The following is a 25,812-nucleotide window of genomic DNA, read 5'->3' as shown; positions in this document are numbered from 1 at the left end:
GATCGTCTGCTACAATCGCGCCTCATTTATTAAATGGACAGCATTTTCATATGGTTTCAGAAATTAAAACCACAGAAGCGCCCACGCTACGTCGTGAACTCAAGGCGCGTCACCTGACGATGATCGCCATTGGAGGCTCAATCGGTACAGGTCTTTTCGTTGCCTCTGGCGCAACGATTTCGGCAGCCGGCCCGGGTGGGGCACTTTTCTCTTATATCCTGATTGGCCTGATGGTGTACTTCCTGATGACCAGTCTCGGCGAACTGGCCGCGTACATGCCGGTATCCGGTTCGTTTTCGACCTACGGTCAAAAATACGTTGAAGAAGGCTTTGGCTTCGCGCTGGGCTGGAACTACTGGTACAACTGGGCGGTCACTATCGCCGTTGACCTCGTCGCCGCGCAACTGGTAATGAACTGGTGGTTCCCGGATACGCCGGGCTGGATCTGGAGCGCCCTGTTCCTGGCCGTCATCTTCCTGCTGAACTACATCTCCGTGCGCGGTTTTGGCGAAGCGGAATACTGGTTCTCTTTGATCAAAGTGGCAACCGTCATCATCTTTATCGTCGTCGGTGTGGCGATGATCGTTGGTATTTTCAAAGGCGCAGAACCTGCGGGCTGGAGTAACTGGACAACAGGCGATGCGCCGTTTGCCGGTGGACTGTCGGCGATGATTGGCGTGGCGATGATTGTCGGTTTCTCCTTCCAGGGGACCGAGCTGATTGGTATCGCTGCCGGTGAGTCAGAGAACCCTGAGAAAAATATTCCGCGCGCGGTTCGTCAGGTCTTCTGGCGTATCCTGCTGTTCTACGTGTTCGCGATCCTCATTATCAGCCTGATCATTCCGTACACCGATCCAAGCCTGCTGCGTAATGACGTTAAAGATATTAGCGTCAGTCCGTTCACGCTGGTCTTCCAGCACGCCGGTCTGCTTTCTGCTGCGGCAGTGATGAACGCCGTTATCCTGACCGCTGTGCTTTCAGCCGGTAACTCCGGGATGTACGCGTCCACCCGTATGCTCTACACGCTGGCATGCGACGGTAAAGCCCCGCGTATCTTCGCGAAGCTGTCCCGTGGCGGGGTACCGCGTAACGCGCTGTATGCCACCACGGTGATTGCCGGTCTGTGCTTCCTGACCTCTATGTTTGGCAACCAGACGGTGTACCTGTGGCTGCTTAACACGTCCGGAATGACGGGCTTTATTGCCTGGCTGGGGATTGCCATTAGCCACTACCGTTTCCGCCGTGGCTTCGTCAAACAGGGTCACGATATTAACTCGCTGCCGTATCGCTCCGGCTTCTTCCCGCTGGGTCCCATTTTCGCCTTCATTCTGTGCCTGATCATTACGCTTGGACAGAACTATGAAGCGTTCCTGGCGGACACCATTGACTGGGGCGCTGTCACGGCGACCTACATTGGTATTCCGCTGTTCCTCGTCATCTGGTTTGGTTACAAGCTGACGAAAGGAACAAAATTCGTTCGCTACAGTGAAATGGAATTCCCGGAACGATTTAAACAATAACCGCACTTCCTCTCTATTAGCCCGCTCGTTTGAGCGGGCTTTTTTATTGCCGCATCCTGAAACAAAGATATATTTCTTAACAATTCAATTGATAATAATTATCGTTTGCTTTATCGTTATCAAAAATAAGCGTGCTACCGACCCACCGGAGATGTGGGCGGCAGGGAAGACGCTGTGAGCAATGATGATTTGATTGAGTTGTATTTACCTCATGGAGATATGGAATGTTTAGGTTGAATCCCTTCGTCAGGGGAGGACTTTGCGCGTCCGCAATGTCCCTGGCCCTGCCTGTTATCGCAGCGGAATCCGGCGACACAATGGTTGTCACGGCCTCCGCGACCGAGCAAAACCTGAAAGACGCACCGGCAAGCATCAGCGTCATCACCCAGGAAGATTTGCAGCGCAAACCCGTTCAGAATCTGAAAGATGTGTTACGGGAGGTGCCGGGCGTGCAGCTCACGAGCGAAGGGGACAACCGTAAAGGGGTAAGTATTCGTGGACTGGACAGCAGCTATACGCTGATCCTGATCGACGGCAAGCGCGTCAATTCCCGTAACGCAGTGTTCCGCCATAATGATTTCGACCTCAACTGGGTGCCGGTTGACGCCATCGAACGCATCGAAGTGGTGCGCGGACCGATGTCTTCTCTTTACGGCTCCGATGCGCTGGGCGGCGTGGTGAACATTATCACCAAGAAAATCGGTCAGAAATGGACGGGTACACTGAGCGCCGATTCCACGGTTCAGGAACATCGCGACCGTGGAGATACCTATAACGGTCAGTTCTATACCAGCGGGCCGCTGGTGGACGGCCTGCTGGGGCTGAAAGCCTACGGTAGCCTCGCGAAGCGTGAGAAAGACGGTCAGCAGAAGTCCTCTACCACGGCGAGCGGTGAAACGCCGCGCATTGAGGGCTTCACCAGCCGCGATGCGAATGTGGAGTTCGCCTGGACGCCGTCTGAAAATCATGACTTTACGGCGGGCTACGGTTTCGACCGTCAGGACCGTGACTCGGATTCCCTCGACAAAAACCGCCTTGAACGTCAGAACTACTCTCTCAGCCACAACGGCCGCTGGGGCGTCGGCAACAGCGAGCTGAAGGTTTACGGCGAAAAGGTAGATAACAAAAACCCGGGCAACAGCAATCCGATCACCTCCGAGAGCAACGCGGTGGACGGAAAATACGTGCTGCCGCTGGGCGAAATCAACCAGATGATGACCTTCGGCGGCGAATGGCGTCACGATAAGCTGAAGGATCCGGTCAACCTGACGGGCGGTTCCAGCAGCAGTACGTCGACAAGCCAGTATGCCCTGTTCCTTGAAGATGAGTGGCGTCTCTTTGAACCTCTGGCGCTGACCACCGGTATCCGTATGGACGACCATGATACCTACGGCGACCACTGGAGCCCGCGCGCCTATCTGGTCTACAACGCGACCGATACCGTAACGGTGAAAGGGGGCTGGGCGACCGCGTTTAAAGCGCCGTCTCTGCTGCAGCTGAGCCCGGACTGGGTCACCGGCTCGTGTCGCGGTGCCTGTGAGATTGTCGGTAACCCGGATCTGAAACCGGAGACCAGCGAGAGCTTCGAGTTCGGTCTGTACTACAGCGGGGAAGAGGGCTGGTTAGAGGGCGTGCAGGCCAGCGTGACCACCTTCCAGAATAATGTCGATGACCGCATCAGCATCAGCCGTACGGCCAATGCGAAGCAGGCGCAGAGCTACCCTAACTACGTTGGCCTGAATGCGGACGGTGAACCGATATTCCGCTACTACAACGTCAACAAGGCGCGCATCCGCGGGGTGGAGACCGAGCTGAAATTCCCGCTGGCGGACGACTGGAAAGTGACGCTGAACTACACCTACAACGACGGTCGTGATATCAGCAACGGCGGCAACAAGCCGTTGTCCGATCTGCCGTTCCACACCGCCAACGGGACCGTTGACTGGAAGGCGACGCAGGACTGGTCGTTCTATGTTCAGGGCAACTACACCGGTGAGAAACGCGCCCTGACCAGCAGTGACCCAACGCCGGGTGGCTATGTTATCTGGAATACCGGCGCCGCGTGGCAGGCGACGAAAAGCGTGAAGCTGCGTGCGGGCGTGCAGAACCTGCTGGACAAAGATCTGAGCCGCGACGATTACAGCTACACGGAAGATGGCCGTCGCTACTTTGTCGGTGTGGATTATAAGTTCTGATGGGGTAATGTGCCGGGTGGCGGCTGCGCCTTACCCGGCCTACATAAGGGCACAGGCCTGTAGGCCCGGTAAGCGAAGCGCCACCGGGCAAAACAGGCAGCGCTTATGCAAATAAATGCTCCGCATGGAAGCGGAGATGATCCTCAATAAAGGACGCAATGAAGTAATAGCTGTGATCGTATCCCGGCTGAATGCGCAGCGTCAGCGGCCAGTCCTTCTGGCGTGCCGCTTCTGCCAGCACCGCAGGCTGTAGCTGTCCGGCGAGGAACTGGTCCGCATCACCCTGATCGATAAGGGTGGGAATCGCCGCTTCCGCTTTGCTGGCCAGCATTAGCGCACAGCTGTCCCATTCCTGCCAATTCGCTTCATCTTCCCCCAGATAGTTCGCGAAGGCTTTCTGCCCCCACGGCACCTGAGTAGGGTTCACAATTGGCGCAAATGCCGACACGCTGACGTATTTTCCTGGATTTTTCAGCGCCATGATGAGCGCGCCGTGTCCGCCCATTGAGTGGCCGCTGATGGCGCAGCGGTCGCTTACCGCAAACCCGGATTGAATCAGGGCGGGCAGCTCATCGCGAAGGTAATCATACATGCGGTAGTGGCGCGCCCAGGGCTGCTCGGTCGCATTGAGATAAAACCCGGCGCCTTTGCCCAGGTCGTATCCGGCATCGTCGGCCACATCATCGCCACGCGGGCTGGTGTCTGGCATCACCAGCGCAATGCCCAGCTCGGCGGCAATACGCTGCGCGCCCGCTTTGGTGGTGAAGTTTTCGTCATTGCAGGTCAGACCTGACAGCCAGAACAGAACCGGCGGATTTTCCGTCGGGGGCAGGAAAATGCTGAACGTCATCGCACAGTTCAGGACGGTGGAGTCATGCCGCCAGCGCTGCTGTCGACCTTCAAAACAACGGTGCTCTTCGAGCAGTTCCATGCAGGGCTCCTTAATGAGAATGCGTATTCATAAAAACCATAATACAGCCTTTTCATTGGCCTGTGAGTAACTTTCACTTTCGCCAGAGGGCGAGATGCTGCATCATAAATTTACTTTTCTTTAACAATTGGAGCGGTCATGGCGCTGCGTATTGCGCTCAGTGGGTTTGTCGTGCTGGTGGTGGCGATGGGGATAGGGCGCTTTGCCTTTACGCCCCAGGTGCCGCTGATGATTGCTGCCGGACAGCTTACGCTGACCAGCGCGGGTCTGGTGGCGGCGATGAATTATCTGGGCTATCTGGTGGGCGCGTGGGATGCGATGCGTGCGCACCGCTTCGTTGAAACGCGCCTCTGGCTTGGCATCACCGGCGCGGTGGCGCTGACGCTGCTCTCCGCGGCGGCGGATAATGCCGTCGTGCACGGCCTGCTGCGTTTTGTCATCGGCTGCATGAGCGGCTGGTCTATGGTACTCATTGCCGCCTGGACCAACGAACGGCTGGGGCAGCTCGGTAAACCGGGCCTGAGCGCTGCGGTGTTTGCCGGACCGGGGGCGGGCATCGCCCTGAGCGGGCTGCTCGCCGTCTATATCCAGGCGAAATCCCTGTCGGCCGGGGCGGCATGGCAAATCTACGGCGTGCTGGCGCTGGTGCTGATTGCCCTGGTGGCGCGCTACCTGCCGCGATCCGGGCAGCTCCATCGACCCGGCACCGCGCCGGAGCCGCTGCTGCTGACGGCGGATTTAAAGCGCCTGGTCTGGAGCTACAGCCTGGCCGGGTTTGGCTATATCCTCCCGGCGACCTTCCTGTCGCAAATGGCGGCGGTGCGTTTTCCCGGCAGCATGTTTGCCCAGTTTGTCTGGCCGATTTTTGGTCTCGCCGCCGTGGTGGGCATTGCGCTAAGTATTCTTTTACGCCACACCTCAACGGCTAACCGCAGGCTGGCTATCGTGCTGTGGTTACAGGGGGCGGGCGTGCTGGCGGCCTGGCTGCTGCCGGGGATTGGCGGTTTGCTGACGGGCGGGCTGCTGGTGGGAGGCGGCTTTTTGTGTGCCGTGCAGCTCTCTCTTTTATACGGTCGCGAGCTGGCGCCAAACCACACGCGCTATATGGCCGGCCTGCTCACCACCGGGTATGCGATAGGGCAATTGATTGGCCCGATGACCTCGGCGTTATCAACCTGGCTTACCCACCGGCTGGAGCCCGCGCTGGGGCTGGCGGGCGTGGCGCTGTTCGTCGGCGGAGTCCTGGTCTGGAATCGTCACGCTGAAAGGCAACAGCAATTGCAATAATTATCGTCGTGAATACTGGATTATGTGCGCCGCCTCACGCACAATGAACGCATACTTTTGCCACAACGAGGGCAAAAGACGCCACACCTGCAGGAGAACAAAATGTCATCACTCAGTAAAGAAGCTGCCCTGGTCCACGAAGCCCTGGTTGCGCGCGGTCTTGAAACGCCACTGCGTCCGCCCGTACAGGATTTGGACAATGAAACCCGCAAGCGTCTGATTGCCGGTCATATGACCGATATCATGGAGCTGCTGAATCTCGATCTGAGTGACGACAGTCTGATGGAGACGCCGCACCGCATCGCGAAAATGTACGTCGACGAAATTTTCTCGGGTCTGGATTACGCCAACTTCCCGAAAATCACCGTCATTGAAAACAAGATGAAAGTGGATGAGATGGTGACGGTCCGCGATATCACGCTGACCAGCACCTGCGAACACCATTTCGTGACCATCGACGGTAAAGCGACCGTGGCGTATATCCCCAAAGATACGGTGATTGGCCTGTCGAAGATCAACCGCATCGTGCAGTTCTTTGCTCAGCGTCCGCAGGTGCAGGAGCGCCTGACCCAGCAGATCCTGACCGCGCTGCAAACGCTGCTCGGCACCAATAACGTGGCCGTCTCTATCGACGCGGTTCACTACTGCGTGAAGGCGCGTGGCGTGCGCGATGCCACCAGTGCGACCACCACAACCTCGCTGGGCGGTCTGTTTAAATCGAGCCAGAATACCCGCCAGGAGTTCCTGCGCGCCGTACGTCACCACAACTAAGTCTTACAGGGCAGGGACCATGGAGCGAAACGTCACGCTCGATTTTGTTCGCGGCGTCGCCATTCTCGGTATCCTGCTGCTTAATATCACCGCCTTCGGTTTGCCGAAGGCGGCTTATCTCAATCCTGCATGGTATGGCGACATCACCCGCAGTGATGCCTGGACGTGGGCGATCCTCGATCTCTTTGCGCAGGTCAAATTCCTCACGCTCTTTGCCCTGCTGTTTGGCGCAGGCCTGCAGCTTCTCCTCAAACGCGGTACGCGCTGGATCCAGTCGCGCCTGACGCTGCTGGTTATCCTCGGCTTTATTCACGGCCTGTTCTTCTGGGACGGCGATATTCTTCTCGCGTATGGGTTAGTCGGGCTCATCTGCTGGCGTCTGATTCGCGATGCGCACAGCGTTAAAAGCCTGTTTAACACCGGCGTGATGCTCTATGTCATGGGGCTTGCTGTACTACTGCTGCTGGGGATGATCTCCGGAGAGGCGACTAACCGTGCCTGGATCCCGGATGCCGCTAACCTGCAGTACGAGCAGTTCTGGAAGCTGAAAGGCGGTACGGAAGCAATAAGCAACCGCGCGGATATGCTGGGGGACAACCTCCTTGCGCTGGGGGCGCAATACGGCTGGCAGCTGGCGGGCATGATGCTGATGGGCGCGTCACTGATGCGCACCGGCTGGCTGAAAGGCGAATTCAGCCTGCGTCACTATCGGCGAACGGGTGTGGGGCTGGTGCTGCTGGGCGTGCTGATTAACCTCCCGGCGGTCATTACGCAGTGGCACATCCACTGGGATTACCGCTGGTGCGCGTTCCTGCTCCAGGTGCCGCGCGAACTGAGCGCACCGTTCCAGACCATCGGCTACGCGGCGCTGATCTATGGCTTCTGGCCAACGCTTTCCCGCCTGTGGATCGTCAGCGCTATCGCCTGCGTGGGCCGTATGGCGTTGAGCAACTACCTACTGCAAACGCTTCTCTGCACCACGCTTTTCTATCGCTTTGGCCTGTTTATGAAATTCGACCGCCTCACGCTGCTGGCGTTTGTTATCCCGGTCTGGGTGGTTAACCTGGCGTTTTCTGTTCTCTGGCTACGTTATTTCCGCCAGGGACCGCTGGAGTGGGTGTGGCGTCAGTTAACCGCACATGCTTCAGGGGTATCATTGAAAAACACATCCAGATAACGATCTGGATCACAATCATTAACAAAACGGATGTAAGCGTTTTCATGAGTGTGAGCTTCTTCACGTAGTCCCCTTTCTCTCGCTGCCAAAATAGCCACCTTGCTAAACACAGGGGGTGTCTGTGAGTTGCTGCAATCCTTTGAAGGATGGTGAATATGATCACCATTCGTGACGTCGCCCGTCAGGCGGGCGTTTCTGTGGCTACCGTCTCGCGCGTGCTGAACAACAGCGCGCTGGTCAGCCCTGAAACCCGTGAAACCGTAATGAAAGCCGTGACCCAGCTCGGGTACCGGCCAAATGCCAATGCGCAGGCGCTTGCGACGCAGGTCAGCGACACCATCGGCGTGGTGGTGATGGATGTATCAGATGCCTTTTTCGGCGCGCTGGTGAAAGCGGTCGACGTGGTCGCCCAGCAGCATCAGAAATACGTCCTGATCGGCAACAGCTATCATGAGGCGGAAAAAGAGCGCCATGCCATCGAAGTGCTGATTCGCCAGCGCTGTAACGCCTTGATTGTCCACTCAAAAGCCTTGAGCGATGAAGAGCTAACCGGCTTTATGGATCAGATCCCGGGCATGGTGCTGATTAACCGTATCGTCCCCGGCTATGCCCATCGCTGCGTCGGGCTGGATAACGTCAGCGGTGCCATGATGGCCACGAAAATGCTCATTAACAACGGGCATCAGCGGATCGGTTATCTGGCCTCCAGTCATCAGATTGAAGATGACGACCTGCGGCGCGAAGGGTGGCAAAACGCCCTGAAAGAGCACGGCATTATGCCATCCGAAAGCTGGGTGGGAACCGGTACGCCGGACATGCAGGGCGGTGAAGCGGCGATGGTGGAGCTGCTGGGCCGCAACCTGCAGCTGTCTGCGGTGTTTGCCTATAACGACAGCATGGCGGCAGGGGCCCTGACTGCGCTGAAGGATAACGGCATTGCGGTGCCACAGCATTTATCACTCATTGGCTTTGATGATATTCCGATTGCCCGTTACACCGACCCGCAGCTGACAACGGTGCGCTACCCCATTGCCTCTATGGCGAAACTGGCGACTGAGCTGGCGTTACAGGGGGCGGCAGGGCTGCTGGATCCGGGCGCAACGCACTGTTTCATGCCGACTTTAGTGCGCCGCCACTCCGTCGCGGCCAGGCAAACTGTGGTTCCGATCACTAACTGATTACATGAGGTGATGTAACCGTTTTCAATCTGTGAGTAAATTCACAGTATCTTAACAAGGCGCTGACTATGATGTCAGCGTTTTAGGAGCTGAAACGCTATGTAACGGTGATTATTCACTTTCACTATAGCCAACGTGCCGCAAACAACGAATAAAACGCATTTCTGGAGCGTTACCGAACACGGAAGATAGAAATTTTATAAGTGAACTTCGGCTGTCAGTAACGTTTTATTAACACCTGCCCGCCGATCGTTATTCACAAGAACTACCCTGCATAAAAAAACCGGAGATACCATGAATAAGAAGGTGTTGACCCTGTCTGCTGTAATGGCAAGCATGCTTTTTGGTGCAGCAGCGCACGCTGCGGATACCCGTATTGGTGTGACCATCTATAAATACGACGACAACTTCATGTCTGTTGTGCGTAAAGCGATTGAGAAAGATGCGAAAGCAGCGCCAGACGTTCAGCTGCTGATGAACGACTCCCAGAACGACCAGTCCAAACAGAACGATCAGATCGACGTTCTGCTGGCGAAAGGCGTGAAAGCCCTGGCCATCAACCTGGTTGACCCGGCTGCAGCAGGCACGGTTATTGAAAAAGCGCGCGGCCAGAACGTGCCGATCGTCTTCTTCAACAAAGAACCTTCCCGTAAGGCGCTGGATAGCTACGATAAAGCGTATTACGTCGGTACCGACTCCAAAGAGTCCGGTATTATTCAGGGCGATCTGATCGCCAAACACTGGGCGGCGAACCCGAACTGGGACCTGAACAAAGACGGTCAGATTCAGTTCGTGCTGCTGAAAGGCGAACCAGGCCACCCGGATGCTGAAGCGCGTACCACCTACGTTATCAAAGAGCTGAACGACAAGGGCCTGAAAACCCAGCAGCTGGCGTTAGATACCGCGATGTGGGATACCGCTCAGGCGAAAGATAAGATGGACGCGTGGCTGTCCGGCCCTAACGCGAACAAAATCGAAGTGGTTATCGCCAACAACGATGCGATGGCAATGGGTGCGGTTGAAGCGCTGAAAGCGCACAACAAATCGTCCATCCCGGTATTCGGTGTGGATGCGCTGCCAGAAGCGCTGGCGCTGGTTAAATCCGGTGCGATGGCCGGTACCGTGCTGAACGATGCCAACAACCAGGCGAAAGCGACCTTCGATCTGGCGAAAAACCTGGCCGATGGCAAAGGTGCGGCAGACGGCACCAACTGGAAAATTGACAACAAAATCGTTCGCGTACCTTACGTGGGCGTAGACCAGTCCAACCTGGCTGAGTTTATCGGTAAATAAGTAAGCGGTACTGTCTCCACTGGGCGCAATTCGTTGCGCCCTTTTATAACGCGATATGCGAGGCCAACAAGGTATAATTATGGTCAGCACAACAACTCAGTCATCCGGTGAATACCTGTTGGAAATGAGCGGTATCAACAAGTCATTTCCCGGCGTTAAGGCACTCGATAATGTTAATTTAAAAGTGCGTCCTCACTCTATTCATGCCTTAATGGGGGAGAACGGTGCGGGTAAATCAACATTATTAAAATGTCTTTTTGGGATCTATCAAAAAGATTCTGGCAGCATTCTTTTTCAGGGGAAAGAGATCGATTTCCATTCAGCGAAAGAAGCACTGGAAAACGGTATCTCGATGGTTCACCAGGAATTAAACTTGGTGCTGCAGCGTTCAGTCATGGATAACATGTGGTTGGGGCGTTATCCCACCAAAGGTGTCTTTGTCGATCAGGACAAAATGTATCGCGACACCAAAGCGATTTTCGACGAGCTGGATATTGATATCGATCCGCGCGCCCGCGTGGGAACATTATCCGTCTCCCAGATGCAGATGATCGAAATCGCCAAAGCGTTCTCCTATGATGCGAAAATCGTCATCATGGACGAACCGACATCGTCATTAACGGAAAAAGAGGTTAATCACCTTTTTACCATTATTCGCAAGCTGAAAGAGCGCGGCTGCGGCATTGTGTATATCTCCCACAAAATGGAAGAGATCTTCCAGCTGTGCGATGAGATCACCATCCTGCGCGACGGCCAGTGGATTGCCACGCAGCCGCTGGAAGGGCTGGACATGGACAAGATCATCGCCATGATGGTCGGCCGTTCCCTGAACCAGCGCTTCCCGGACAAAGAAAACAAGCCGGGTGAAGTGATTCTGGAAGTGCGCAATCTGACCTCGTTACGTCAGCCGTCTATCCGCGATGTCTCCTTCGACCTGCACAAGGGAGAGATCCTGGGGATTGCCGGGCTGGTGGGGGCAAAGCGTACCGATATCGTGGAAACCCTGTTTGGCATTCGTGAGAAAGCCGAAGGCACCATTACGCTGCACGGTAAGAAAATCAATAACCACAACGCCAACGAAGCCATTAATAATGGTTTTGCGCTGGTGACGGAAGAGCGTCGTTCGACCGGTATTTATGCCTATCTGGATATTAACTTTAACTCGTTAATTTCTAACATTCGCAATTACAAAAACAAAGTCGGGCTGCTGGATAACTCCCGCATGAAGAGCGATACCCAATGGGTGATTGACTCCATGCGCGTGAAAACGCCAGGCCACCGCACCCAAATTGGTTCGCTGTCAGGCGGTAACCAGCAGAAAGTTATTATCGGCCGCTGGTTATTAACTCAGCCAGAAATTCTAATGCTGGATGAACCGACCCGCGGTATTGACGTCGGCGCGAAGTTTGAAATTTATCAGCTGATTGCCGAGCTGGCGAAAAAGAATAAAGGGATCATTATTATTTCTTCCGAAATGCCGGAATTGTTAGGGATCACGGACCGTATTCTGGTTATGAGCAATGGTCTCGTCGCCGGTATTGTTGACACCAAAACGACAACGCAAAACGAAATTTTGCGTCTTGCGTCTTTGCACCTTTAAGATCAGGGGCTCCTCATGAGTGCGTTAAATAAAAAAAGTTTTCTCACTTACCTGAAAGAAGGCGGTATTTACGTTGTTCTTTTAGTACTGCTGGCTATCATTATTTTCCAGGACCCTACGTTCTTAAGCCTGCTGAACCTGAGTAACATTCTGACCCAGTCCTCCGTGCGTATTATCATTGCGCTGGGCGTAGCGGGCCTGATCGTGACCCAGGGGACGGACCTTTCTGCCGGTCGTCAGGTGGGTCTGGCGGCGGTTATCGCGGCAACCCTGCTGCAGTCGATGGAAAACGCCAACAAGGTCTTCCCGGAAATGGCCACTATGCCGATTTTCGTGGTGATCCTGATTGTCTGCGCCATCGGCGCGGTGATTGGTCTGATCAACGGTATCATCATCGCCTACCTGAACGTGACGCCATTTATCACCACCCTGGGTACGATGATCATCGTTTACGGTATCAACTCCCTGTATTACGACTTTGTCGGTGCTTCACCCATCTCGGGCTTTGACAGCGGCTTCTCGACCTTTACGCAAGGGTTTATTGCGCTGGGCAGCTTCCGCCTGTCGTATATCACCTTCTATGCGCTGATTGCGGTGGCCTTCGTCTGGATCCTGTGGAACAAAACGCGCTTTGGCAAAAACATCTTCGCTATCGGCGGTAACCCGGAAGCGGCGAAAGTGTCCGGCGTAAACGTTGCCCTGAACCTGCTCATCATCTATGCCCTGTCCGGGGTGTTCTATGCCTTCGGCGGGATGCTGGAAGCCGGCCGTATCGGCTCTGCAACCAACAACCTTGGCTTCATGTACGAGCTGGATGCGATTGCAGCCTGCGTGGTGGGCGGCGTCTCCTTCAGCGGCGGTGTGGGTACCGTACTGGGCGTGGTGACCGGTGTGATCATCTTCACCGTCATCAACTACGGGTTGACCTATATCGGCGTGAACCCGTACTGGCAGTACATCATCAAAGGCGCCATCATTATCTTCGCGGTTGCGCTGGATTCACTGAAGTACGCGCGTAAGAAATAATCGTCTCTCGCGATACCCGGCCCGCTCACCGAGCGGGCTTTTTTTATGCCTTATGCCAGCTGTGACTCCTCTCGGGTCACAATGCGTTCAAACCAGTCGAGTTCAGAGAGCTTGCAGGCGATCCACTGTTCGGAAAAGGCGTCGCCCAGGCTGTCGGTGAGGTACTGACAGCGGGCAAAAGTCTCAATCGCCTCCTGCTGAAACAGCGGCAGTTCAGGTTGATCGTGCTGCGGTTCGGGCAACTCCTCCTCGTCGATATTTTCCAGCCCGTACAGCATGCCGGTCAGAATAGTAGCAGCCACCAGATACGGATTGGCGTCAGCCCCGGCCAGCCGGTACTCGATACGACGGTTGTGGTCTTCCGAGCAGGGAATACGCAAAGCGGCGGAGCGGGTGTTATAGCCCCAGGAGTTAAATACGGGTTCCGTCAGGTTTTTACGCAGGCGACGAAACGCGTTGACGCCTGGCGCAAGAATGGCGATAGAGGCGGGCATCAGCGCCAGCTGGCCCGCGATGCACAAACGCACCATGCTGTTCAGCGCGTTAACCGGGGAAGCAAAGACGTTTTCGCCGCGGCTGTCGTTGAGGCTGAAATGGAAGTGCAAGCCGCTGCCGGAAAGTTCGCTGAAGGGCTTGGCCATAAAGTTGGCCTGCAGGCCGTGCTTTTCGGCAACGTATCGGGTCAGGCGACGCAGCGCCAGCACGTTATCGCAGACCTCAACGACGCGATGGCTGTGCTTCAGGTTTAATTCGTACTGACCGGACTCGGCTTCCGCTACGACCCCTGACAGCGGGATGTGCTGCAGGTGCGCCAGCTGTTCCAGTTCGTCAAACAGCGCGGCATGCGCCGACGAGGTATCCATATGAAAACAGCCCTGATTTTGCGGATCCCGATCGTCATGCCCCGTCAGATAGAACTCGATTTCCGGGGCAATCACCGGGAAAAGGCCGTGCCGGTGGAAGCGGGCCAGTACGTTCTGCAGTATCACGCGCGGCTCAAGCGGGCAGGGACTATCGTCGCTGTCTTTCATCGTCAGCAGGATCTGCGCGTTGTGCTGCGGATCTTGTGGACAGGGACGCAGGGAGCCGGCGACCGGAACGCAGAGTCGGTCCGGTTCATCATGAAGCGGGGCGGCGATTTTTCCCTTCTGATCCATCGAGTAGACCGAAAGGGGAAAGTAACAGCCTTTTTCCAGACTCAGCATGCTCTCCACCGACAGACGCTTGCCACGCATCGTGCCGTTGATATCGTTCAGGTAAACGTCTACATGTTTCGTCTGCGGGTAACGTTCCAGGTAATCGGCTACTTCCACTGAAATGTTGTGCTGCAGGGCGTCAATTTTTTCATCAAGCCAGAGACCGGAATTGAGTGCGCCAGGAAGTGATAAACCGGGAAGGTTAAAATACGGACGGAGACTTTTGAGGAAAAACGCATTCATTATCGAGTTCATAGTCATTCTTCAATGAAGCCGTAGCGGCAGTGAACTCAGCTTAAAAGAGCCGACGTAAAGGGGAGATAAAAAGCGCCAGGCCCGGCGTAAAGAAAGTATAAAGGGGTGCTGTTATTTCTCTTTTTTCTGCATATCGAGCAGCTGCTCGGGCGTGACGGCCGGGTAACCCTGGGCGTCTTCCGGCACTTCGTGCATCGCCGGAATCGGCACCAGCGGGCCTAAAAAGCGCGGTTCGCGTTTGAAGATATACAGATCGGCCAGGGCACCAAAGCGGGCACCGAACTCGCGGACGCGCACGCTCAGCATATCTTTTGGCGACGGCACCGCATAGCACTGTGCCTGAATGCCCATGTGCAGCGCGATAAACAGTGCGCGTTCGCAGTGGAAGCGCTGGGTGATGATGATGAAGTCGTTGGTGTCGAAGACTTTGCGCGTGCGCACGATGGAGTCCAGGGTGCGGAACCCGGCGTAGTCGAGCACGATATCGGCAGGATCCACGCCTGCGGCAATCAGGTCCTTACGCATCGTCACCGGTTCATTGTAGCTTTGCAGCGCGTTATCCCCGCTCAGCAGCAGGTAGTTCACCTTGCCGCTGTTGTAGGCGTTCAGCGCGCCCTGAATGCGGTAACGGTAATACTGGTTGATGACGCCGGTGCGGTAATACTTGGCGGTACCGAGCACCACGCCAACCTGACGATAGGGCAGGTCCTGCAGGTCGTCAAAGATGTAGGGGGCGGTTTTCCAGCTCATCCAGCGGTCGAGACCGAGCACGATCAACAGCAGTATGCCGACCAGGACAGACAGGCTGTAAAAAACGCGCTTTAACATGCAGATGGCTCGTGCGTGGATGAAATTTAACTCAGGCTACTTTACCCGCCTGGTTAGCGCAAGAAACAGCGACTCAACTGAGGGGTTTTTCAGCAAACTGGCGGGCATTTCTGCCCGCCGGAAGGATTACGCCAGCAGTACGCGGTCAATTGTCGTACAGCCTAACGCTTTGAGCGTTGCGGCGGTGGCATCCCACTGGATCAGCGGCGCATCGGCAATCTCGGCCAGAATGGCGCGCTGAATGTCCGGATAGTCATAGCCGTTCAGGCTCAGCAGGTTAAGTGCGCCCTGCAGCGGCGGCAGCGTTGGGTTAAACGCGGCGTTTTCCGCATAGCTGCCGGTGAAGATTCGGCCATCGCGGCACTGCAGCGCCACGCCGCTCGGGGACTTGCTGTACGGCGTGTGGCTCTTGTTGGCGGCGGTAATCGCCGCCTGGCTCAGGTCATCGCCGGACAGGGCGAAACCGTGGTTCTGCTCGTCCATCAGCAGGGTTTTGATCTCCAGATCTTTCGGGCCAAACGCGTCAGGCAGATAATCCCCCAGCGTGTGCGGCGCGCGGCCTGGCAGATTGATGCGCAGCTGCAGCCCGCTGTTCAGCTCGTTCATAAACTGACGGCAGTGGCCGCAGGGGGTGTAGTTAACGGTAATGGCGCTCAGGGCTTTTTCACCGCGCAGCCAGGCGTGGCTGATAGCGCTCTGCTCGGCGTGAACGGTCTGCTGCATGGTTGCGCCCAGGAACTCCATGTTGCCGCCGAAGTACCAGGTGCCGCTGACGCCGCGCGCAATGGCCCCGACGTTAAAGTGGGAGAGATCGGCCCGCGCGCAGGCAGCAGCCAGAGGAAGCAGTGCGAAAGCCAGCGCGTCTTCGTCCAGTCCCGTTGCCTGTTTCAGCATCGTGACCTGCTCCGCGGTCAGCAGGGCGGGGAAGTGCGCATCTGCCAGAACGGGAGCAAGGGCTGACTGCAAATTCTCTGCAAGCTGGGCGAAAGCAGCTTGAAAACGTGGGTGCATGGCGTTTGCCTCATAAAGGTTAATGGATCGGTAGTTTACGGAGCCGTCAGGGCTTTATATGTGATCCACTTCTCATTATGTATGCAACTTATGAAATCAAAATGAAATTTGCGCGACGCATCGCAAATTTTAGCCCATCACTGCCAGAATAAGCGGGAAAATGAACGGGGCCAGCAGAGAGGTAATAATCCCGCAGATCACCAGCGCTAGGGAGCTAAATGCCCCTTCCTGATAATCCAGCTCCGCGCAGCGGGCCGTGCCCAGCGCGTGCGAGGCGGTGCCCATCGACAGCCCCCGAGCCGCCTTAGTATGAATACGCATCGCGTTTAGCAGAGTGTGGCCAAACACCGCGCCGAGAATACCGACGAAAATGACGCACATCGCGCTGATGGCCGGAATACCGCCGAGGCTGCCCCCAACCGCCATCGCGATAGGCGTGGTCACCGATTTAGGTAGGATTGACGCCGCAATCTGTGGGGAAGCGCCCATCAGCAGCGCCACCGACGTGCCGGTGATCATCGCCACCAGGCTACCCACAAAACAGATGGTAATGATGGATTTCCAGCGGGCGCGGATCTGGTGCAGCTGCTCATATAAAGGAAACGCCAGCGCCACGACGGCGGGTTGCAGCAGGTCGTTTAAGATTTTGCTGCCGGCAAAGTAGCGTTCGTAAGGAATGCCGGTGAGCAGCAGGAACGGGATAATCACCACCATCGCCACCAGCAGGGGGTTCAGCAAGGGCATTTTGAAACGCGCGGCAAGCTTACGTGCGGCGAAAAAGACTGCAAGGGTGAGCGGCAGGGACCACCAGATATTGTCCATCATTTTTTTGTTTTCTCCCCAATCACGTTACGTTCGCCATGCACCAGATGTGAACTCCAGCTCACCACCAGGAAAACCACCAGCGTACTGACCGCGCAGGAGACCACAATCGGGCCGAACTGGGCTTTGAGCAAATCAAAATACTGCATGACCCCGACGCCGATAGGCACGAAAAGCAGCGCCATATAGCGAATGAGGACGAAGCAGCCGGGGTTGACCCACTTTGCGGGCAGGATTTGCAGCGCCAGCAACACGAAGAGGATCAGCATGCCGATAATGCTGCCGGGGATGGTGATGGGCAGCAGCGACGCGATGAAAATCCCGGCATACAGGCAGGCGTAAATCAGGGCGAATGCGCGCAGATATTGCCAGATAATGTTCAATGATTTGCTCATGGTGATAGTCCTTGCTGAAACGCATTCATCATACAATTAAACCTAAAAATGTGCCATGGATCACATCATGAATTTTGAGCATACCAGACATTCCGGAATGGAACGTCCGGTATCACCATAACGGTGCAGGCTACAGTTTAGAGGAAAGGGATTGCGCTGGCGAAACGGCGTGCCAGAGAAGGTATCAGCGACAGGCTGTCAGTTTATCGAGAAAAGAAAACAGCACCTGATTCATTTCGCGATAATCATGCGAGCGGAGTTTTTCCGCCGTTTCGACAAAACGGAATTCACCCGCGCGGCGGAGGTCACTCTGCGAATGCTCAATCAGCAACTCTACCACCTCCGGCGTCAGCTCCATATGGCACTGGAAACCGTAAACCCGTTCGCTGTATTGCACGATCTGGCGGGGACAGCCCTCGCTGTAAGCCAGAACCTTAGCCTGCGGCGTCAACCCAGGCATATCGTTATGCCAGTGACCGACGTTCAGCACGCTGCCAAAGTCCTCAAACAGCGGGTTCGCCTTGCCTGCATCTGTGAGCCTGACGGGAAATTTGCCGATCTCTTTTTCCGGGCTATGACAAAACGCTGCACCCAGCGCTTCACCGATAAGCTGCGAGCCCAGACAAACGCCTATCACCGTTTTACCTGCCTCTATCGCGCGGCTGATGAGTGCCTTTTCCGCCTGCGCATCAAACCAGGGGCATTCCTCACGCGTGGTGGCGGGTGACTGCGGGCCTCCCATGATGATAAGCAGGTCTGTGTTCCCCAGTTCTTCAGGTAACGAATCGCCCTGATACACTCTGGTGTAGCTCAGACTGCAGCCGCGACTTTTCCCCCAGATTTCATAGGCGCCTGGTGCCTCGAAATGTTCATGAATAATAAAATGGATGTGCATTGCGTCTCTCTCTGGTTACGTGTACAAGCAGCATCATAAGAGGAAGGGGAGAATGTGAAATGCCAACCGTTATCGATAAAACGCCAATTCACGACGATGCTATCGGATGGTCAAGAGGGGCAATTCGCTATACGCGCGGCGAAGTCGATCCGCCTCACCAGCATTCGCAGGGGCAACTTTTGTTTGCCATCAAAGGGGTCATGCTGGTCGAAACCGGCAGCAAACGCTGGGTCATACCGCCACAGCGCGCGCTGTGGATCCCTCCCTTTCAGGAGCATACCTACAGCGTGTTATCCACAACGGAGCTGCGCGCGGTCTGGTTTAGCCCGGCGCTGATAGCGCAATGTGAGCCTTTTATGCGGAAAGACGAGGTTCATGTGATTATGGCAACAGCGTTGTTCAAAGAACTGATTGCCGGGCTGTTCAGCGCGGAATACCGGCCAGCCAGTCAGCGCAGCATGGCCGTTTTGCTGCTCGATATCCTCAGTGAAGCTCAGCAAATCTCAGCCGAATTACCGATGCCCGTGGATGAGCGCTTACATCGCATTGCCTGTGACATCATTGCCAACAATCTCTGGGATCTTTCTCTGGAAAGGCTGGCGGAACGGGCCACGATGTCTGAACGCACGTTTTCACGCGCGTTTATCAACGATACCGGCTTTAGCTTCCGGGCCTGGCGACAGCGTGCCAGGATTTGTGCCTCGCTGGACCTGCTCGCAAACGGATACCCGGTTAAGCAGGTGGCCTGGATGCTGGGGTTTTCCGGCCCGGCGGCATTTGCGGCGGCGTTTCGCGCCATTGTTGGGGCAACGCCGGGTGACTTTCTGCCTGAACAGAAGCGCTTCCCAGCGATATAGAGAGCGGCTACTATAGCGCGTCTTTTTTCACAGGTACTGCTATGCGTGTTTTACTGGCCCCAATGGAAGGCGTGCTCGACTCCCTCGTGCGCGAGCTTCTGACCGAGGTGAACGATTACGATCTCTGCGTGACGGAGTTTCTGCGCGTGGTCGATATGCTGTTGCCGGTAAAATCCTTCTTCCGACTGTGTCCCGAGCTGCACAACCAGAGCCGAACCTCTTCCGGCACGCTGGTGCGTATTCAGCTGCTCGGCCAGTATCCGGAATGGCTGGCGGAAAACGCCGCCCGCGCGGTTGAGCTGGGCTCTTACGGGGTGGATCTCAACTGCGGCTGCCCGTCGAAGCTGGTCAACGGCAGCGGCGGCGGGGCGACCTTGCTGAAAGATCCTGAGCTGATTTACCGCGGCGCGAAAGCCATGCGCGAGGCCGTGCCTTCGCATTTGCCGGTGACGGTTAAGGTGCGCCTTGGGTGGGACAGCGACGCGCGGCAGTTTGAAATCGCCGATGCGGTGCAGCAGGCCGGGGCCACCGAGCTGGTGGTGCATGGCCGTACCAAAGAAGATGGCTACAAAGCCGATCGCATTAACTGGCAGGCGATCGGTGAGATCCGCAAACGCCTCACCATTCCGGTGATCGCCAACGGCGAAATCTGGGACTACGAGAGCGCGCAGGCCTGTCTGCATGCCACCGGCTGCGATGCGGTCATGATTGGCCGCGGCGCACTGAATGTGCCGAACCTCAGCCGGGTGGTGAAATATAACGAACCGCGTATGCCCTGGGCAGACGTCGTCACGCTGCTGCAAAAATACAGTCGTCTGGAAAAGCAGGGGGACACCGGTTTGTATCACGTCGCGCGAATTAAGCAGTGGCTGAGTTATTTACGTAAAGAGTACGATGAAGCGCTGGGGTTATTTCAGGAGATTCGTACATTACAGACGTCCTCTGATATTGCACGGGTTATTCAGTCAAAGTAATTTATTCATTTGGTGAATAATTTTCTGATTATGTAAATGTATAACAATTTACGGATTGCCACGCATTACTAAAAAAATAAATAGTATCAAGCGTATTTTTCGCCTTTATTTTTTGAGTATATGGCGTAATGAAACGTTCTCTTATTTTATCTCTGAGTGTCCCCTTTGCATTAATTCTGGCAGCCTGCGCACCTGAACATTCCACCGTCTCTCCGCTAAATACACAACCGGCCGCCAAGTCTGTGAATACCTCATTGCATTATACCGACTGGCCGAAAAATGCGTGGTGGAAGGCGTATAACGATCCCCAGCTTAACGGGCTTATTGCAAAAGCATTAAGCGATGCGCCGGATATGCAGATTGCCCGTCAGCGGATTACGCTTGCCGAAGCTCAGGCCAAAGCGGCTATGGCTGCCGACGGTCCGCAAATTGATTTTTCCGCCGAGGCTGAACGTCAGAAAATGTCCGCCGAAGGGCTGATGGGGCCCTTTGCCATTACCGACCCGGCGGCAGGGACCACCGGGCCGTGGTACACCAACGGCACCTTTGGCCTGACCGCAGGCTGGGATCTCGATCTGTGGGGTAAAAATCGCGCGCAGGTCGAAGCCCGGATTGGCAAAGTGAATGCGCAAAAAGCGGAGCTGGAGCAGACCCGACAGCTGCTGGCCGGCAGCGTGGCGCGGCTCTACTGGGAGTGGCAAACTCAGGCCGCCGCGGGGGAGGTTCTCGCGCAGATCAAACATGAGCAGGACAATATTATCGGTGCCGATCGCGAGCTGTACCAGCACGGCATCACCTCCTCGGTGGAGGGTGTCGAAACGGATATCAACGCCAGCAAAACCGAAGAGCAGCTGGCCGAGGTCAACGGGAAGATGAAAGCCATAGAGGCGCGTCTGGTCGCGTTGACGAACTCCTCCTCCGTGAAGCTTACGCGGCACGCCTTGCCGACGGTGGAAGCCTCGTTACCGTCGACGCTCGGATATGAACTGCTGGCACGCCGTCCGGATCTTCAGGAGGCGCACTGGTATATCGAAGCCTCCATGAGCGAGGTAGAGGCCGCCAGAGCGGCGTTCTATCCTGACGTGAACCTGATGGCGTTCTTACAGCAGGATGCCCTCCACCTGAGCGATCTGTTCCGTTCATCCGCGCAGCAGATGGGCGTCACCGCCGGGCTGACGCTGCCAATTTTTGACAGCGGCAGGCTGAACGCCAGCCTGGATATCGCTCAGGCGCAGAACAACCTTTCGGTAGCCAACTACAACAAAGCGGTGGTGGAGGCCGTCAATCAGGTGGCACGCACCGCCAGCGAAGTCGAAACGCTGATGGCGAAGAACGGCCAACAGCAGCAGGTTGAAAAAGATGCGGCACGGGTTGTGGCGCTGGCACAGGCGCGTTTCAGCGCGGGGATTATTGCGGGCTCCCGTGTCAGTGAAGCCAGAATACCGGCCCTCAAAGAGCACCTCGAAGGCGTGCTGCTGAAGGGGCAATATGTCGACGCTACCCTGCAGCTGACCTCGGCGCTGGGCGGTGGCTATCATCATGGCTAAAAAAGGCCATTATCTATACTTACCTCTTTGCAGTTTTTCAGGAGGTGAGTATGACCAGAGTAGCGATTGTTACCGCATCGGATTCCGGGATTGGGAAAACCGCGGCCCTGATGCTGGCTGAGCGCGGGTTTGATATTGGCGTCACCTGGCACTCGGATGAGAAAGGGGCGCTGGAAACCTGCCGCGAAGTCGAAGCGCAGGGGCAGCGCGCGGAGGCTATCCATCTTGATTTAAGCACGCTGCCGGAAGGCGCTGAGGCTATTGAAACGCTGATTGCGCGTTTTGGTCGGCTGGACGTGCTGGTCAATAATGCCGGGGCGATGACCAAAGCGCCGTTCCTCGAGATGCCGTTTGACGACTGGCGGAATATTTTCACCGTCGACGTGGACGGCGCGTTTCTCTGTTCACAAATTGCCGCAAGGCAGATGGTGAAGCAGGGGAAAGGGGGGCGGATTGTGAACATCACCTCGGTGCATGAGCACACTCCGCTTCCGGAGGCCAGCGCCTATACGGCGGCGAAACACGCGCTCGGCGGGTTAACCAAATCCATGGCGATGGAGCTGGTTAAGCACAATATTCTGGTGAACGCCGTCGCACCGGGTGCCATTGCCACGCCGATGAATGACATGGACGACAGCGAAGTGAAGGACGGTTCAATGCCGGAAATCCCGCTGGCAAGGCCGGGCCATACCAAAGAGATTGCCAGCCTGGTCGCGTGGCTGTGCGACAGCGACGCCAGCTACACGACGGGGCAATCGTTTATCGTCGACGGGGGCTTTATGCTGGCGAACCCGCAGTTTAAGCCGGAGGGGTAGGTTCCCCTCTCCCTGTGAGAGAGGGTGTTTTTAGTTCCCTCTCCCTGTGGGAGAGGGTTAGGGTGAGGGCATCAGGCCGCACTCACTCCTCATCCCGCCTCTTTTCCCGTTGCTTCAGCCACAGTCGAACCCCAATCACCGCCACGACCACCAGAATCAGCCACGCCCAGTGCTTGAGGTGCTGGTCGAGATTATGCAGCCAGGGCGCAATCACTTCGCCCCCCACATAACCGAGCGTCGTAAAGATCAGCGCCCAGGCAATCGCACCCACAATATTGAGCGGCAGGAAAATTTTTGGTGGCAGATGGCTGGCACCAATGAGTATCGGCCCGATAATGCGAAAGCCATACATAAAGCGCGTGCCAATGACGAACAGATAGGGGTGGCGTTGAATGAGCCGCTGAGCGCGGCGAATTTTCTTCTGATGCTTTGTGAAACGCTTAAGCAGCGTTGGCCCGAAGCGCAGCCCGAGAAAGTAGAGCAGCTGATCGCCAATCATCCCCCCCAGCGCAACCGCGGCGACGACCAGCGGGAATTTCAGCAATCCCTGATGCGCGGCGACGCCGCCTAACAGGGTGATGGTTTCGCCTTCTGCCACGCTACCGATGACCAGCGCGGCATAGCCATATTGTTCAATGAGTGCGTTAATATCCATTACGTAACTGTTATCTCCCTCTGTGTACCTCGTTTAATCATATACCCCATGAATCAACAGCGGGGAAATCAACGGAAATTTCCCACTGTACATAAAATAATCTAAAGCCTGCATTATACTTAAGGTATCGCTGACGGGCCGACAACAAGGGGGCGCTATGAACCATGTCTGGGGACTTTTCTCCCATCCCGATCGTGAAATGCATGTCATTAAAAGTGAGAACGAAACGGTCTCGCATCATTACACGCATCACGTGCTGCTGATGGCTGCGGTGCCGGTAATATGCGCTTTTATCGGAACGACACAAATCGGCTGGAACTTCGGTGATGGCACCGTGGTTCAGCTTTCCTGGTTTACCGGACTCTATCTGGCCATCGTCTTTTATGGTCTGATGCTGGCGGGTGTGGCGGTCATGGGGCGAGTCATTCACTGGATGGCGCGTAACTACCCGCAACGTCCATCGCTGGCGCACTGTATGGTCTTTGCCGGATATGTCGCGACCCCGCTGTTCTTAAGCGGTATTGTTGCGCTCTATCCACTGGTCTGGCTGTGCGCGCTGATCGGTACCATTGCCCTCTTTTACACCGGGTATCTGCTGTATCTGGGGGTTCCAACCTTCCTGAATATCAATAAAGAAGAAGGCCTGAGTTTTTCCAGTTCAACACTCGCTATCGGGGTGCTGGTGCTGGAGGCGTTACTGGCGCTGACGGTGATCCTTTGGGGTTATGGATACCGTCTCTTCTGAGTTCACTGCATTGCTGGCGTAAATGCCAGCAATGCAGCATCTGTTCACGATTATCCTCTGGCGACAACGCCCGCTGACGGCTATGATGCCGAAGCCAGCCTGTGTTTATCCGTTGATACAGGCGGTGTACGTCATGACGTGCGTGAATAATTATCAGAAGTCTCACCATGCTGAAATTCCGAGTCTCTTTACTTAGCCTGGCGCTGTTGCTGGGTGCGTCCGCTGCCGTGCCGGCCGTCGCCAAAACGCCCGCGGTGACCGCTGCCGCTGCCCAACCGCAAATTGCTTCAGGCAGCGCGATGATTGTCGATCTCAACACCAATAAGGTGATCTACGCCAGCCATCCGGACCTGGTGCGCCCGATCGCCTCGATTACCAAATTAATGACCGCGATGGTGGTGCTTGATGCCCATCTGCCGCTGGACGAAAAGCTCAAAGTGGATATCAGCCACACGCCGGAGATGAAAGGGATCTACTCCCGCGTGCGGCTGAACAGTGAAATCAGCCGTAAAAATATGCTGCTGCTGGCGCTGATGTCGTCAGAAAACCGCGCGGCGGCGAGCCTGGCGCACCACTATCCGGGCGGCTACGACGCGTTTATCCGCGCGATGAACGCCAAAGCCAAATCGCTGGGGATGAACAATACGCATTATGTTGAACCGACGGGTCTGTCGATCAGCAATGTCTCCACGGCCCGCGATCTGACGAAACTGCTGATTGCCAGCAAACAGTACCCGCTGATTGGTCAGCTCAGTACCACCCGTGAAGAGATGGCGACCTTTGCGAACCCGGCCTATACGCTGCCGTTCCGCAATACTAACCATCTGGTTTACCGCGATAACTGGAATATTCAGTTAACGAAAACCGGTTTTACCAATGCGGCAGGGCACTGTCTGGTGATGCGCACGGTGTTTAACGGTAAGCCGGTGGCGCTGGTGGTGATGGATGCCTTCGGCAAATACACGCACTTTGCGGATGCGAGCCGCCTGCGTACCTGGATTGAAACAGGAAAAGTGCAGCCCGTTCCGGCCGCCGCATTGACGTATAAAAAGCAGAAAGCGGAGCAGATGGCGACGGCGCAGAACGACTGAGCCGTCTGTCAGCGCCGGGGGGCGGCTTCGCCTTACCCGGCCTACAAAGCCTGCGCGCGCTGATGCCCTCATCCCGACCCTTTCCCACAGGGAGAGGGAGTAAACACTAAAAACGGTAACCCAGGTTACCGTTTTGCGTTTATTCCGGCAGCGTCCAGTCACCGTCGTTGAGCGGGCGCTGCATAATTACCGTATCCCGCCAGTCGCCTTTCTTATAGCCCACGCTGCGCAGCTGACCGACAATCACGAAGCCGTGCTTTTTATGCAGGCGTAACGAACCGGCATTATTATTGCCATCTCCCACCACGGCAATCATCTGCCGCCACGGACCTTGTTCGCAGCGTTCAATTAGCGCAGACATTAACGCCGTGCCAAAACCGCGCCCGGTGATGCTGGCATCCACGTAAATCGACTCTTCCAGGGTATAGCGGTAGGCGTGTCGCGGACGGTAAGGCGTGGCGTAGCAGTAGCCCACCACGATGCCGCGATACAGCGCGATAAGCCACGGTAAACCATTCTCAGCCACGCTTTTCATTCGATGACGCATTTCGTCGATAGTGGGGGGGACTTCTTCAAATGACGCGCGCCCGTGAAGCACATGCCAGGCATAGATCGCGGCGATGGCATGCACATCATCGGGAAGGGCATCGCGCACTTCCAGTTCGGTCTCGGATAAAACATCAATAGCCGACATGATGAGCCTGCTCCTCGTTATAGAAAGCCGGAGAAACGTTTCTCCGGCGTCAGA

The 25,812-nt window shown here is 56.0% G+C and carries 24 protein-coding genes; 15 read left to right on the top strand and 9 right to left on the bottom strand.

Features of this window, described 5'->3' with window-relative positions:
- Positions 1 to 50: 50 nt before the first annotated feature.
- A complete protein-coding gene (locus GXP72_RS15570) occupies positions 51 to 1,520 on the top strand; it encodes an amino acid permease (protein WP_024908170.1) in 1,470 nt (489 codons plus the stop codon).
- A gap of 224 nt (positions 1,521 to 1,744) precedes the next feature.
- Entirely contained in the window at positions 1,745 to 3,715 is a 1,971-nt protein-coding gene (cirA, locus tag GXP72_RS15565; protein WP_208763090.1) for a catecholate siderophore receptor CirA, read from the top strand.
- A 103-nt stretch (positions 3,716 to 3,818) separates the two neighbouring features.
- Here cirA and fghA read toward each other — a convergent pair whose 3' ends face one another.
- A complete protein-coding gene (gene fghA / locus GXP72_RS15560; protein WP_208763089.1) occupies positions 3,819 to 4,646 on the bottom strand; it encodes an S-formylglutathione hydrolase in 828 nt (275 codons plus the stop codon).
- Between the two features lie 138 nt (positions 4,647 to 4,784).
- Here fghA and GXP72_RS15555 point away from each other — a divergent pair, with 138 nt between their 5' ends.
- The 7 genes from GXP72_RS15555 (at position 4,785) to mglC (ending at position 12,978) form a co-directional block, all read left to right on the top strand.
- On the top strand, positions 4,785 to 5,933 hold the full coding sequence (locus GXP72_RS15555) for a YbfB/YjiJ family MFS transporter (protein WP_208763088.1): 1,149 nt from the start codon (positions 4,785 to 4,787) through the stop codon (positions 5,931 to 5,933).
- 102 nt (positions 5,934 to 6,035) lie between these two features.
- Entirely contained in the window at positions 6,036 to 6,704 is a 669-nt protein-coding gene (gene folE / locus GXP72_RS15550; protein ID WP_008500927.1) for a GTP cyclohydrolase I FolE, read from the top strand.
- A gap of 19 nt (positions 6,705 to 6,723) precedes the next feature.
- Positions 6,724 to 7,881 (top strand): DUF418 domain-containing protein YeiB, encoded by a 1,158-nt coding sequence (gene yeiB / locus GXP72_RS15545; protein ID WP_048992530.1) that lies wholly within the window; start codon positions 6,724 to 6,726, stop codon positions 7,879 to 7,881.
- A gap of 155 nt (positions 7,882 to 8,036) precedes the next feature.
- Positions 8,037 to 9,059 carry an HTH-type transcriptional regulator GalS gene (gene galS, locus GXP72_RS15540; protein ID WP_024908165.1) on the top strand — a complete coding sequence of 341 codons (1,023 nt, stop codon included), beginning with the start codon at positions 8,037 to 8,039 and terminating at the stop codon, positions 9,057 to 9,059.
- Positions 9,060 to 9,353: 294 nt separating this feature from the next.
- The gene (mglB, locus tag GXP72_RS15535) at positions 9,354 to 10,352 is read left to right on the top strand and encodes a galactose/glucose ABC transporter substrate-binding protein MglB (RefSeq protein WP_008500923.1); all 999 of its coding nucleotides are present in this window, start codon (positions 9,354 to 9,356) and stop codon (positions 10,350 to 10,352) included.
- Positions 10,353 to 10,431: 79 nt separating this feature from the next.
- Positions 10,432 to 11,952, top strand: coding sequence for a galactose/methyl galactoside ABC transporter ATP-binding protein MglA (mglA, locus tag GXP72_RS15530; RefSeq protein WP_032646557.1), 1,521 nt, complete (start codon positions 10,432 to 10,434; stop codon positions 11,950 to 11,952).
- A 15-nt stretch (positions 11,953 to 11,967) separates the two neighbouring features.
- Positions 11,968 to 12,978: a galactose/methyl galactoside ABC transporter permease MglC gene (gene mglC / locus GXP72_RS15525; RefSeq protein WP_008500921.1), complete on the top strand. Its 1,011-nt coding sequence runs from the start codon at positions 11,968 to 11,970 to the stop codon at positions 12,976 to 12,978.
- A 50-nt stretch (positions 12,979 to 13,028) separates the two neighbouring features.
- Here mglC and GXP72_RS15520 read toward each other — a convergent pair whose 3' ends face one another.
- The 6 genes from GXP72_RS15520 to GXP72_RS15495 all read right to left on the bottom strand — a co-directional run bounded on the left by GXP72_RS15520 (position 13,029) and on the right by GXP72_RS15495 (position 18,380).
- Positions 13,029 to 14,417: a glutamine synthetase family protein gene (locus tag GXP72_RS15520; protein ID WP_090419504.1), complete on the bottom strand. Its 1,389-nt coding sequence runs from the start codon at positions 14,415 to 14,417 to the stop codon at positions 13,029 to 13,031.
- Positions 14,418 to 14,540: 123 nt separating this feature from the next.
- The gene (gene sanA, locus GXP72_RS15515) at positions 14,541 to 15,257 is read right to left on the bottom strand and encodes an outer membrane permeability protein SanA (protein ID WP_008500918.1); all 717 of its coding nucleotides are present in this window, start codon (positions 15,255 to 15,257) and stop codon (positions 14,541 to 14,543) included.
- Positions 15,258 to 15,383: 126 nt separating this feature from the next.
- On the bottom strand, positions 15,384 to 16,268 hold the full coding sequence (gene cdd, locus GXP72_RS15510) for a cytidine deaminase (RefSeq protein ID WP_048992527.1): 885 nt from the start codon (positions 16,266 to 16,268) through the stop codon (positions 15,384 to 15,386).
- A gap of 129 nt (positions 16,269 to 16,397) precedes the next feature.
- Positions 16,398 to 17,093 (bottom strand): CidB/LrgB family autolysis modulator, encoded by a 696-nt coding sequence (locus tag GXP72_RS15505; RefSeq protein WP_008500916.1) that lies wholly within the window; start codon positions 17,091 to 17,093, stop codon positions 16,398 to 16,400.
- Positions 17,090 to 17,485 (bottom strand): CidA/LrgA family protein, encoded by a 396-nt coding sequence (locus tag GXP72_RS15500; protein WP_045908676.1) that lies wholly within the window; start codon positions 17,483 to 17,485, stop codon positions 17,090 to 17,092. The genes GXP72_RS15505 and GXP72_RS15500 overlap by 4 nt, the downstream gene beginning before the upstream one ends.
- Before the next feature lie 184 nt (positions 17,486 to 17,669).
- Positions 17,670 to 18,380: a type 1 glutamine amidotransferase gene (locus GXP72_RS15495; RefSeq protein ID WP_090419507.1), complete on the bottom strand. Its 711-nt coding sequence runs from the start codon at positions 18,378 to 18,380 to the stop codon at positions 17,670 to 17,672.
- Between the two features lie 59 nt (positions 18,381 to 18,439).
- On the opposite strand from GXP72_RS15495, the gene GXP72_RS15490 reads away from it, so the two are divergent.
- The 4 genes from GXP72_RS15490 (at position 18,440) to GXP72_RS15475 (ending at position 22,573) form a co-directional block, all read left to right on the top strand.
- The gene (locus tag GXP72_RS15490) at positions 18,440 to 19,237 is read left to right on the top strand and encodes a helix-turn-helix transcriptional regulator (protein WP_090419510.1); all 798 of its coding nucleotides are present in this window, start codon (positions 18,440 to 18,442) and stop codon (positions 19,235 to 19,237) included.
- A 41-nt stretch (positions 19,238 to 19,278) separates the two neighbouring features.
- A complete protein-coding gene (dusC, locus tag GXP72_RS15485; RefSeq protein WP_090419533.1) occupies positions 19,279 to 20,211 on the top strand; it encodes a tRNA dihydrouridine(16) synthase DusC in 933 nt (310 codons plus the stop codon).
- A gap of 128 nt (positions 20,212 to 20,339) precedes the next feature.
- A complete protein-coding gene (gene mdtQ, locus GXP72_RS15480) occupies positions 20,340 to 21,758 on the top strand; it encodes a multidrug resistance outer membrane protein MdtQ (RefSeq protein WP_090419536.1) in 1,419 nt (472 codons plus the stop codon).
- A gap of 50 nt (positions 21,759 to 21,808) precedes the next feature.
- The gene (locus tag GXP72_RS15475) at positions 21,809 to 22,573 is read left to right on the top strand and encodes an SDR family oxidoreductase (protein ID WP_090419539.1); all 765 of its coding nucleotides are present in this window, start codon (positions 21,809 to 21,811) and stop codon (positions 22,571 to 22,573) included.
- Between the two features lie 82 nt (positions 22,574 to 22,655).
- Here GXP72_RS15475 and GXP72_RS15470 read toward each other — a convergent pair whose 3' ends face one another.
- Entirely contained in the window at positions 22,656 to 23,228 is a 573-nt protein-coding gene (locus GXP72_RS15470; RefSeq protein WP_032646544.1) for a DedA family protein, read from the bottom strand.
- A gap of 157 nt (positions 23,229 to 23,385) precedes the next feature.
- On the opposite strand from GXP72_RS15470, the gene GXP72_RS15465 reads away from it, so the two are divergent.
- Positions 23,386 to 23,973 carry a Yip1 family protein gene (locus tag GXP72_RS15465; protein WP_023312454.1) on the top strand — a complete coding sequence of 196 codons (588 nt, stop codon included), beginning with the start codon at positions 23,386 to 23,388 and terminating at the stop codon, positions 23,971 to 23,973.
- A gap of 167 nt (positions 23,974 to 24,140) precedes the next feature.
- The gene (gene pbpG / locus GXP72_RS15460) at positions 24,141 to 25,064 is read left to right on the top strand and encodes a D-alanyl-D-alanine endopeptidase (RefSeq protein ID WP_024908154.1); all 924 of its coding nucleotides are present in this window, start codon (positions 24,141 to 24,143) and stop codon (positions 25,062 to 25,064) included.
- A gap of 139 nt (positions 25,065 to 25,203) precedes the next feature.
- Here pbpG and GXP72_RS15455 read toward each other — a convergent pair whose 3' ends face one another.
- Complete coding sequence (locus GXP72_RS15455; protein ID WP_024908153.1) at positions 25,204 to 25,758, bottom strand: GNAT family N-acetyltransferase; 555 nt, start codon at positions 25,756 to 25,758, stop codon at positions 25,204 to 25,206.
- Positions 25,759 to 25,812 lie beyond the last annotated feature (54 nt).

This window comes from Enterobacter sp. SES19 (assembly GCF_011765665.1).
Taxonomy (GTDB): Bacteria; Pseudomonadota; Gammaproteobacteria; order Enterobacterales; family Enterobacteriaceae; genus Enterobacter; species Enterobacter pseudoroggenkampii.
The sequence above is the reverse complement of the archived record's forward strand: the minus strand, read 5'-3'. Positions and strand labels throughout refer to the sequence as shown.